The sequence below is a fragment of the Spongiactinospora rosea genome, assembly GCF_003315795.1.
GTDB lineage: Bacteria > Actinomycetota > Actinomycetes > Streptosporangiales > Streptosporangiaceae > Spongiactinospora > Spongiactinospora rosea.
The window spans coordinates 83,078-92,903 of the sequence record NZ_QMEY01000033.1 but is presented as its reverse complement, the minus strand read 5'-3'; the positions used below and the strand labels follow the sequence as shown (position 1 = coordinate 92,903).

Genomic DNA, 9,826 nt, shown 5'->3' with positions numbered 1-9,826 from the left:
GCGCCTCGATCACCTGTCCATGCGTCAACTCCGCCGTGTCCCGCACCGGGCAGGCCGCATCCACCAGCTCCCGGATCCGTAACCGCGAGCAGAACCCGGCGATGACCGGTAACGCTCCGAGCATCTTCTCGACACTGGCCTGGCCCCACTGCGCACGCTGTCTCACCAGCCAGGTGATATCGCGACGACGATCACCACGGCAACCCGGCGATCTTCAAAAAGCCTCACGTGCGGAAAACGGGGCTAGCCGCTAGGCGACCGTGCCGAACCGGTAGGTCGTGACCGAGACGAACTCCTCCCCCGGCCGCAGCACGGTGGAGGGGAACTCGGGCCGGTTGGGCGAGTCGGGGAAGTGCTGGGCCTCCAGGCACAGGGCCGCGTACGGCGCGTACGGCGTGCCGTCCGTACCGAGCATGTTGCCGGTGTAGAACTGCACCCCCGGCTCGGTCGTCAGGACTTCGAGGACCCGCCCGGAGGTCGGCTCCTCCACCCGCGCCCGCACGCCGTCGCCGTCGTTGAACACCCAGCAGTGGTCATAGCCCTTGCCGACGCGGAGCTGCGGGTGGTCCGCGCCGATGCGCTCGCCGATCCGGTGGGGCCGGGTGAAGTCGAACGGCGTGCCCGCCACCGGGGCCACCTCGCCCGTCGGGATCTGCCGCTCGTCCTCGGGCAGGTAGTGGTCGGCGTCGATGGTGAGCACGTGGTCCAGCACGTCGCCCTCGCCCGCCCCGGCGAGGTTGAAGTAGGAGTGGTTGGTCAGGTTGAGCACGGTGGGCGCGTCGGTGGTGGCCCGGTACTCGATGCGCAGCTCCCCCTGCGGGGTGACGGTGTAGACCACCCGGACGCCCAGCGTGCCGGGATAGCCCTCCTCGCCGTCGGGGCTGACGTAGGACAGGGCGAGCGACCTGTCGCCGTCCGGTTCGGCGTCCCAGACCCGCTTGTCGAAGCCCTGCCACCCGCCGTGCAGCGTGTCGGGCGGCACGTTGGGGGCGAGGACGCGGGCGGTGCCGTCGAGGGTGAACGCGGCGCCGCCGATGCGGTTGGCGTACCGGCCGACCAGCGCCCCGAAGTAGGGGCTGCGCTCCAGGTAGCCGTCCAGGGTGTCGAAGCCGAGCGCCACGCCCGCCATGCGCCCGGACGCGTCGGGCGTCTCGATCGCCTGGATGATCCCGCCGTACGTCAGCACCGCGATCCGCAGCCGGTCGCCGCCGTCGAGCGTGAACCGCTCGACCGCCTGACCAGAGGAAAGCGTGCCGAACCGCTCTTTGCGCATGGCTCCCCCACCTTGATACCGCTGGTCAACTCCTATCACGCCGATCACAGGCCGCCATGGGCGGCCCTGTGACGCGCGGTTTTCACCAGCCGGGCGGTGAACACCTGGCATATCACCCCATGAAACTTTTCGCCTCTAGTTCATGATCTCTGGGTATTTTTCGTCAACCATGTTCTAGTTGACTTCCGATGCTCAACTCAGTCCTCATCGGAGGTCCCCCTGTCCAGGCATCGCTCTCCCCGGGGCCGTACCGCGGCCCTGCTGGCGGCCGCCGTACTCGGCCTGGTGGCGCTACCCGCCACCGCCACGGCCGCGCCGCCGGCCGATCCCGTCGCCGACACCGCGCCCCAGGCCATGGGCGCGTCGTCGCACCCGCCCGCGGCCACCACGCTGGCCGGTCCGGCCGCCGCCGCGGGCTCCCGGGTCGAGACCTTCCACACCGAAAGGCCCGTCGCGCCCGGTGTCGAGATCGACTCGATCGACACCCTCGACCCGCGCGGCTGGCAACGGTCCGACGCGCTGACCATCGACCTCAAAAAGGGCAACACGGTCGGCTACCTCGACACCGGGAAGATCGCCGCCACCGGCAAGATCAGCGAGATGGCCGACAAGGCCGGCGCGGTGGCCGCCGTCAACGGCGACTTCTTCGACATCAACAACTCCGGCGCGCCGCTCGGCGTCGCCGTCCAGGACGGCAAGCTGATCAAGTCCCCGTCCGCCGACTGGAACCGGGCCGCCACCATCGACGCCAAGGGCGTCGGGCGGGTGCTCGACATGCTCTTCGAGGGCACGGTCGCGCTCCCCCGCGACGAGCGGGTCAAGCTGGACCGGCTCAACGCCACCGACCTGCCCCAGGGCGGCATCGGTGCCTACGACGCCCGCTGGGGCGCCTTCTCGCGCACCAGGGCCGTCCAGGGCGTCACCCAGGTGACCGAGGCCCTGATCAGGGACGGCAAGGTCGAGCGGGTGACCACAGGCGCGGGGGAGGGCGAGATCCCTGCGGGCGCGACCGTGCTGCTCGGCCGCGACGCCGGAGCCGCCAGGCTGGCCGCGCTCGCCCCTGGCGACCCCGTCGAGATCACCTACCGCCCCCGGCCCAGCCAGGACACCGGCCCCGCGCGTACCGCCATCGGCGGCAGGAGCCTGCTGGTCAAGGACGGCGCGGCACAGCCCGCCGACGACACGACCCTGGCCGCCCGGATGGCGCTCGGCTTCAACGCCGACGGCACCGAGATGTACCTGGTCACCGTGGACGGCAACCGCACCGTCAACAGCCGCGGCGCTTCCCTCAAGGAGATGGCCGACCGGCTCGTCGCGCTCGGCGCGCACGTCGGCCTGGAGATCGACGGCGGCGGTTCGGCCACCATGGCGGTCCGCGAGCCCGGCGCCGAGCGGGTGCGCGTCGAGAACGAGCCCAACGACGGCACCGAGCGCCTGGTGCCCAACGGCCTGGCGATCCACCGCGCCAAGGGCAGCGGCAGGCTGCACGGCCTTTGGGTGCGTCCCGCCGTGGACCCCTCGGTCGCCCCGGGCACCGGCCCGGTCGCCGGCGGACGTCCCGACCGGGTCTTCCTCGGCCTGACCCGCACGATCGCCGCCACCGGCCACGACGAGGTGTACGGCCCGGCGGGCGCGCCGCGCGACATCCGCTGGACGGCCACCCACGGCCGGGCGGACGACGGCGGCGTGTTCCGTGCCGCGCTGCCCGGGACCGCCACCGTGACCGCCCGCTCCGGACGGGTGCGCGGCAGCGTCAAGCTGGAGGTACTGGGACCGCTGGCCCGGCTGGACACCACCCACCCGTCGGTCAACATCGCGGACGCCTCGGGCAAGGCCGCGTTCGGCGTCGTCGGCTACGACCAGCACGGCAACTCGGCCCCGGTCGAGCCCGCCGACGTCCGGCTGGAGTACGACACCGCGCTGCTCACCGTCGCGCCGGGCGAGTCCGGCGGGTACACGATCTCCGCCAAGCGCCCCTCAGGGGCCGCCCTGGTCACCGTCAAGGCGGCGGGCCGCACCGCCACCGTCGCGGTCACCGTGGGCGTGGAGAAGCGGGTGCTGGCCGACATGGGCGACGGCGCCCAGTGGAAGGCGGGCTCGGCGCGCGGCACCGCCGCCGTCGAACCGGTCGCCGGAGGAAGTTCCGGTCCGGGGCTGAAGCTGTCCTACGACTTCACCAAGTCCACCGCGACCCGCACCGCGTACGCCATCCCCCCGCGCAACCTCGGCCTGCCCGGCCAGACCCGCGCCTTCGGCCTGTCGGTCTACGGTCACGGGCGCGGCGAGTGGACGGCGTTCACCGTCGTCGACGCTGCGGGCAAGGCGACCTCGGTCTACGGCCCGTACATCACCTGGCAGGGCTGGAAGGAGATCGAGATCCCGGTGCCCGCCGGGCTGCCGCAGCCGGTCTCGGTCAGCCGCTTCTACACGATCGAGCTGAAGGCCGACCGGCAGTACACCGGCGACGTGCTGATCGACGAGGTGTACGCGCAGGTCGCGCCGTCCATCGAGGCCCCGGAGCCGGACGCCGTCAAGGACCGGCTGATCTCCGGCGAGCTGGACCGCCGCGACTGGCGCTTCGCCGTCATGTCCGACGCGCAGTTCGTCGCGCGCGACCCGAACTCCCCGCTGGTCGCGGGCGCGCGGCGCACGCTGCGCGAGATCAAGGCGGCCCGGCCGGACTTCCTGGTGATCGCGGGCGACCTGGTGGACGAGGCGTCGGAGGCCGACTTCGACCTCGCCAAGCGCATCCTGGACGAGGAGCTGGGCGGCGCGCTGCCGTACCACTACGTGCCCGGCAACCACGAGGTGATGGGCGCGAGCATCGCGAACTTCAAGGCCCGCTTCGGCGACACCCACCGCACGTTCGACCACAAGGGCACCAGGTTCGTCACCCTGGACACCTCGCTCGGCACGATCAGAGGCGGCGGCTTCGACCAGATCGAGCGGCTGCGCCGGTCGCTGGACGAGGCGGCCCGCGACGACTCGATCGGCTCGTTCGTGCTGATCGAGCACCACCCGCCGCGCGACCCCACCCCCGGCAAGGGCAGCCAGCTCGGCGACCGCAAGGAGGCCGCGCTGGTGGAACAGTGGCTGGCCGACTTCCAGCACCGGACCGGCAAGGGCGCGGCGTTCGTCGGCGGGCACGTCGGCACCTTCCACGCCTCCCGGGTGGACGGCGTGCCGTACCTGGTGAACGGCAACTCCGCCAAGGCCCCGGCCACCGAGCCGGGTGAGGGCGGCTTCACCGGCTGGACCATGTTCGGGGTGGACCCGGTCTCCCGGCTGGACCGGCTGGCCGCCAAGGTGCTGCCGTTCGCGGGCGGGCCGCGCTGGCTCACCGCGCAGACCAGGCCGCACGTGGACGCGCTGACCCTCACCGCGCCCGCCGAGCTGGCCAGGGGCGCCTCGGCGGCGGTGTCCGCCGTCCTGACCCAGGGCGGCCGGCAGGTGCCGGTGGCCTACCCGGTCGGCGCGGAGTGGTCGGGCGGGCGCACCCTGCACATCGGCGACCCGCGTACGGCCCACGGCTACCACGTGGCGGCCTTCGACCCGGCGACCGGCAGGCTGACCGCCCGCAGGCCCGGCACCGTGACGCTGTCGGTGACCGTCAGCGGCGTCACCCGCGAGGCCACCGTCAAGGTCAGGTAGCGGCCGGAACCCCGCGGAAACGAAAGGACGGCAGGCGCGTGATCGCGCCTGCCGTCCTTTCGCGTTCCGCTGTCAGACCTCGACCACCACGGGGATGATCATCGGCCGTCTGCGGTAGGTGTCGCTCACCCAGCGCCCCACCGTACGTCGGACCACCCGGCGCATCTGCTGCACGTCGGCGACCCCGTCGAGGGCCGCCTCCTCAAGGGCGTGCTCCAGTTGCGGGATGACCGCCTCGAAGGCGTCGAGGTCGATGCCCGAGCCCCTGGCGTGCACCTCGGGGCCGCCGGTCAGCTTGCCCGTGGTCGAGTCGACCACGATGACGATGGAGATGAACCCCTCGTCGCCGAGGATCCGCCGGTCCTTCAGGGCCACGTCGGTCACGCCGCCCACGGAGGTGCCATCGACGTAGACGTACCCGGCCTTGACCGCGCCCACGATCCTGGCCCGGCCGTCGAGCAGGTCCACCACCACGCCGTCCTCGGCGATGACGATGTGGTCGTCGGGCACCCCGGTCAGCGCCGCCAGCCTGGCGTGCGCCCGCAGGTGCCGCCACTCGCCGTGCACCGGCATGAAGTTGGAGGGCCTGGTGAGGTTGAGCACGTAGAGCAGCTCGCCCGCGGCGGCGTGGCCGGAGACGTGGACCCGGGCGTTGCCCTTGTGGATCACCCGCGCGCCCCAGCGGGTCAGGCCGTTGATGACCTTGTTCACCGCGGTCTCGTTGCCCGGGACGAGCGAGGAGGCCAGCAGGACGGTGTCGTCCTCGGTGATCCGGATCGGGTGGTCGCGGTTGGCCATCCGCGACAGCGCGGCCATCGGCTCGCCCTGCGACCCGGTGCAGATCAGCACCACGTCCTTGGGCGGCCACTGCTCGATCTCCTTGGCGTCCAGCATCAGGCCGGGCGGGACCTTCAGGTAGCCGAGGTCGCGGGCGACGCCCATGTTGCGCACCATCGACCGGCCCATCAGGGCGACCTTGCGGCCGTGCTTGTCGGCGGCGTCCAGCACCTGCTGGACGCGGTGGACGTGGGAGGCGAAGCAGGCCACGATGATCCGCTGCTCGGCGCGGCGGAACACGTCGTCGATCACCGGGGCGATCTCGCGCTCGCTGGTGACGAAGCCGGGCACCTCGGAGTTGGTGGAGTCGGACATCAGCAGGTCGACGCCCTCGGCGCCGAGCCTGGCGAAGCCGCCGAGGTCGGTCAGCCTGCCGTCCATCGGCAGCTGGTCCATCTTGAAGTCGCCGGTGTGCAGGACGATGCCCGCCTCCGTGCGCAGCGCGACGGCCAGCGCGTCCGGGATCGAGTGGTTGACCGCGAAGAACTCGCACTCGAAGGGGCCGAAGGAGTGCCGCTCGCCCTCGACCACCTCGTGCTTGACCGGCTGGATGCGGTGCTCGGTGAGCTTGCTCTCGATCAGCGCGAGAGTGAGCCGCGACCCCACCACCGTGATGTCCGGCCGCTCGCGCAGCAGGTACGGCACCGCGCCGATGTGATCCTCGTGCGCGTGGGTGAGGATCACCGCCTCGATGTCGTCCAGGCGGTCGCGGATGTAGTCGAAGTCCGGGAGGATCAGGTCGATCCCCGGTTGGTCGGGCTCGGGGAAGAGCACGCCGCAGTCGACGACCAGCAGGCGGCCGCCGTACTCGAAGACCGCCATGTTGCGGCCGATCTCCCCGAGGCCGCCGAGCGCCACGATGCGCAACGCGCCCGCGGGCAGTGGCGGCGGCGGGCCGAGATCGGGATGCGGATGGCTCATGCGCGCTCCCCCCGTGCCGTGCCGGTGGCGCGCTCACCGGACCGCCCGCTGTGGCTACTGTTGTTCAAACCGGTGATTCCTCCCCATGATCAGGTGTCCGACAGCTTCACCCCGCCCGCCACGAGACAGGCCCGCAGCTCGGCGATCTGCTCTTGCGTCGCCCCCACCAGCGGCGGGCGCACCGGCCCGACGGGCCGCCCCACCAGGCCGAGGGCGGCCTTGCTCATGATCGCACCGCCGGCGCGCATCATGATCCCGTCTACGACCGGCAGCACCTGCCGGTAGAGCGCGAGCGCCCCGGCCGGGTCGCCGGCGCGGTGGCGTTCGATCATCCGGGCCAGCACGGCTCCGGCCACGTGGCCGATGACGCTGACGAACCCGGCCCCGCCCACGGACAGCCAGGGCAGGTTGAGCGTGTCGTCGCCGGAGTAGTAGACCAGGTCGGTCGCGGTCATGACCTGGGAGCCGGCGAACAGGTCGCCCTTGGCGTCCTTGACGGCGACGACGCGCTCGTGCTGGGCGAGCCGGATGAGCGTCTCGGTGGCGATCGGCGTGCCGGTGCGCCCGGGGATGTCGTAGAGCATCACGGGCAGGCCGGTGGCGTCGGCGATGGCCGTGAAGTGCCGGTAGACGCCCTCCTGGGGCGGCTTGCTGTAGTAGGGCGTGACGAGCAGCAGCCCGTGCGCGCCCGCGCGCTCCGATCGCCTGGCCAACTCGACGCTGTGGTGGGTGTCGTAGGTGCCCGCCCCGGCCACGACCGTGGCGCGCTCGCCGACCGCCTCCACCACCGCGCGCAGCAGCCGCTCTTTCTCCTCGTCGCTGGTGACGGGCGACTCGCCCGTCGTACCGCTGACGATGAGGCCGTCATTGCGCTGCTCGTCGACCAGATAGGCGGCGAGCTGCTGGGCGCCGTCGTAGTCGAGGGCGCCGTCCGCGGTGAACGGCGTCACCATGGCGGTCAGCATGCGGCCGAAAGGGGCGTCCGGAGTTCGAGTTGGCGATGCCATAAACCGAACGGTACCCCGGAACGGCGGGGACAGTGGACCCCGCCACCCCGGCTGTGACCCTGGCGATGACCCTGCCATGACCTCAGCCCCCGGCGGCCTGCCGGGCGGTCCCGGCCGGAGCCGGTGAAAAAGAGGCCGCCGATATGTGCTCGGGGGTACACACATCGACGGCCTCTATCCCTGGAATCGCTGTCCCTTACCGTGGTGTTACACACAACCTGAAATATTTTCGCCCGTATCGCCGTCCCATAAGTTGGAGCTCCAGCCCGAAACGGTTACCCTGCGTCGCCCCCTCGATACGACAAGATTGAGCAACGGGCACACACAGGGATGGACATGGCCAGTTCCGATCCGGTCTACCTGCGCATTGTCGAAGATCTTCGGCGTCAGATCGTCGACGGCACGCTTCCACCCGGCGCACTGATCCCCTCGCGGGCGCAGCTCACCCGCAGGTACGGCGTCGGCGAGACCGCGGCCAGGCACGCCCTCCGGGTGCTCGCCGCGGAGGGGCTGATCGTCGGCCGGGTCGGGTCGGGCCACTACGTCAGGCCGCGGCCGGTGCTGCTGCCGCTGCACCGCGGCCGGTGGAGCGACCACCACGCGCCGCTCGCCGCCGACCTCGCGCCCTACGGGGTCGATGTCACCTGGGTGTGGCGGCTGGAGCGCGGCGTGGCCAGCCGGGGCATCGCCGAGCGGCTGCGGCTGCGCGAGGCGGCCCCCGTGGTCCGCGCCCGCTACCTGTTCCGCAGCAACGGCAAGCCGGTGCAGCTCGCCTTCTCCTACGAGCCCGCCGACCTCGCGGGCCCGGCCTCCGACCAGGCGATGCCCGTCGAGGGCAGCAACGGCCGCCAGGGCGTCATCGCCAGGATGGCCGCCGCCGGGGTGACCGTCTCGGAGATCGTCGAGAGCGTCCGGACCCGCATCCCCGAACCGGCCGAGCGCGACGCGCTCGACCTGCCGGCCGGGGTCAACGTGCTGCACGTCGAGCGCACCCACCTGGCGGGCGACCGGCCGGTGGAGACCAGCGACATCGTGATGTCCGGCGACCGGTTCCGGGTGGTCTACAGCCTCCCGGTACGCCCCTGAGCCCGCAGGGGCGCTCAGAAGACCGGGATGATGTCCTCGGGGTCGATGACCTCCACCTCCACCCCGTCGATGTCCAGCTCGGGGATGGCCGGGAACTCGATGCCCCAGCGCTCCACGATGGCCCGCACCCGGGCCATCGCCGTCCGCCAGTTCTCCGCCTGCTCCTCGTAGGACAGCAGGCCGAGGCCCGCGTCGCGGGCGTGGTCCATCAGCACACGGTGGTTGTGCATGAAGTACGGCGGAAGGTCCCAGAAGCCCTCGGGCGGCTCCCAGAGGATCATCGACAGGAAGACGAACCCCGCCCGCAACTGGCGGGTGATCGTCGAGCGTACGTCGTCGGTGAGGCCGGGCCACTCCTTCTCCAGGATCGTCATGCAGATCTGGAGATGCCGGGACTCGTCCCGGCCGATCCGCTGGAAGACCTCGCGGAACACCGGGTGCTCGGTGCCCGAGGACATGCCGCGGAACAGCGTCGAGGCGGCCATCTCCCCCATCATGAAGCTGGTGAACAGCACCGGCAGCGTGTACCTGCCCACCGCCGCGTTGTAGCCGTTCCAGTAGCGCCCGCCGTTGTGGTACAGCCAGCCGATGTTGTTGTGGGCCGCGCGCTCCAGGTCGTCGGCCGGGGTCCAGTCCAGCGGCCCGCCCGGCCACAGCCTGGCGATGGCCCGCTGGCAGCACTCCTCGTGGTTCATCTCGTCGCGGGTGATCGAGAAGAAGCACTTGCGCACGGGGTCTTCCTCGTGCTTCTCGAACGCGTGGATGGTCGCCCTGGCGAACACGGCCGGCCCGCTGGCGTCGAAGTTGGCCAGTACCGAGAACCAGTACATGATGCCGAGCCGCTGCTCGCGGGTGAAGTCGGCGGGGTCGAGGGAGTCCCATGGCAGGTCGGCGGGGTTCCAGACCACCCGCTTGGACTTCTCGTAGATCTCCGCGAGCTTTTCGGTGTCGACCCGCCATTCCATCGGATAGATGTTCGGCTGGGGGATCTCCGGTGCCGGCCAGAACCCGCCATCGGGAATTCTGAGGTCCGCCATGCTGCACCCCTCGT

At 71.4% G+C, this 9,826-nt stretch carries 7 protein-coding genes; 2 read left to right on the top strand and 5 right to left on the bottom strand.

The genetic code is table 11. The annotated features are described in order from the left end of the window. Both DP939_RS40860 and DP939_RS40855 read right to left on the bottom strand, forming a co-directional pair. Window positions 1-124, bottom strand: a 124-nt coding sequence (locus DP939_RS40860) for a DUF4277 domain-containing protein (RefSeq protein ID WP_225878402.1), incomplete at its 3' end; no start/stop codon positions are given. Window positions 125-250: 126 nt separating this feature from the next. Beyond that, a complete protein-coding gene (locus tag DP939_RS40855) occupies window positions 251-1,273 on the bottom strand; it encodes an aldose epimerase family protein (protein WP_113986208.1) in 1,023 nt (340 codons plus the stop codon). 285 nt (window positions 1,274-1,558) lie between these two features. On the opposite strand from DP939_RS40855, the gene DP939_RS40850 reads away from it, so the two are divergent. Further along, window positions 1,559-4,924 carry a phosphodiester glycosidase family protein gene (locus DP939_RS40850; RefSeq protein ID WP_225878818.1) on the top strand — a complete coding sequence of 1,122 codons (3,366 nt, stop codon included), beginning with the start codon at window positions 1,559-1,561 and terminating at the stop codon, window positions 4,922-4,924. A 72-nt stretch (window positions 4,925-4,996) separates the two neighbouring features. Here the strand turns inward: DP939_RS40850 and DP939_RS40845 are convergent, their stop codons facing one another. Together DP939_RS40845 and dapA are read right to left on the bottom strand one after the other, a co-directional pair. Continuing rightward, window positions 4,997-6,682, bottom strand: a complete 1,686-nt coding sequence (locus tag DP939_RS40845) for a ribonuclease J (RefSeq protein ID WP_113986207.1) — start codon at window positions 6,680-6,682, stop codon at window positions 4,997-4,999. A gap of 89 nt (window positions 6,683-6,771) precedes the next feature. Then, window positions 6,772-7,689 carry a 4-hydroxy-tetrahydrodipicolinate synthase gene (gene dapA / locus DP939_RS40840; RefSeq protein ID WP_113986206.1) on the bottom strand — a complete coding sequence of 306 codons (918 nt, stop codon included), beginning with the start codon at window positions 7,687-7,689 and terminating at the stop codon, window positions 6,772-6,774. Window positions 7,690-8,025: 336 nt separating this feature from the next. Between dapA and DP939_RS40835 the strand changes: the two genes are divergently transcribed. After that, on the top strand, window positions 8,026-8,775 hold the full coding sequence (locus tag DP939_RS40835) for a GntR family transcriptional regulator (protein WP_113986222.1): 750 nt from the start codon (window positions 8,026-8,028) through the stop codon (window positions 8,773-8,775). A gap of 14 nt (window positions 8,776-8,789) precedes the next feature. Here DP939_RS40835 and DP939_RS40830 read toward each other — a convergent pair whose 3' ends face one another. Next, on the bottom strand, window positions 8,790-9,812 hold the full coding sequence (locus DP939_RS40830; RefSeq protein ID WP_113986205.1) for a hypothetical protein: 1,023 nt from the start codon (window positions 9,810-9,812) through the stop codon (window positions 8,790-8,792). Window positions 9,813-9,826 lie beyond the last annotated feature (14 nt).

Bases quoted from the DNA above. Each gene is read 5' to 3' on its own strand.
- DP939_RS40855 (WP_113986208.1), bottom strand. From the start codon at position 1,273: ATGCGCAAAGAGCGGTTCGGCACGCTTTCCTCTGGTCAGGCGGTCGAG.
- DP939_RS40845 (WP_113986207.1), bottom strand. From the start codon at position 6,682: ATGAGCCATCCGCATCCCGATCTCGGCCCGCCGCCGCCACTGCCCGCG.
- dapA (WP_113986206.1), bottom strand. From the start codon at position 7,689: ATGGCATCGCCAACTCGAACTCCGGACGCCCCTTTCGGCCGCATGCTG.
- DP939_RS40835 (WP_113986222.1), top strand. From the start codon at position 8,026: ATGGCCAGTTCCGATCCGGTCTACCTGCGCATTGTCGAAGATCTTCGG.
- DP939_RS40830 (WP_113986205.1), bottom strand. From the start codon at position 9,812: ATGGCGGACCTCAGAATTCCCGATGGCGGGTTCTGGCCGGCACCGGAG.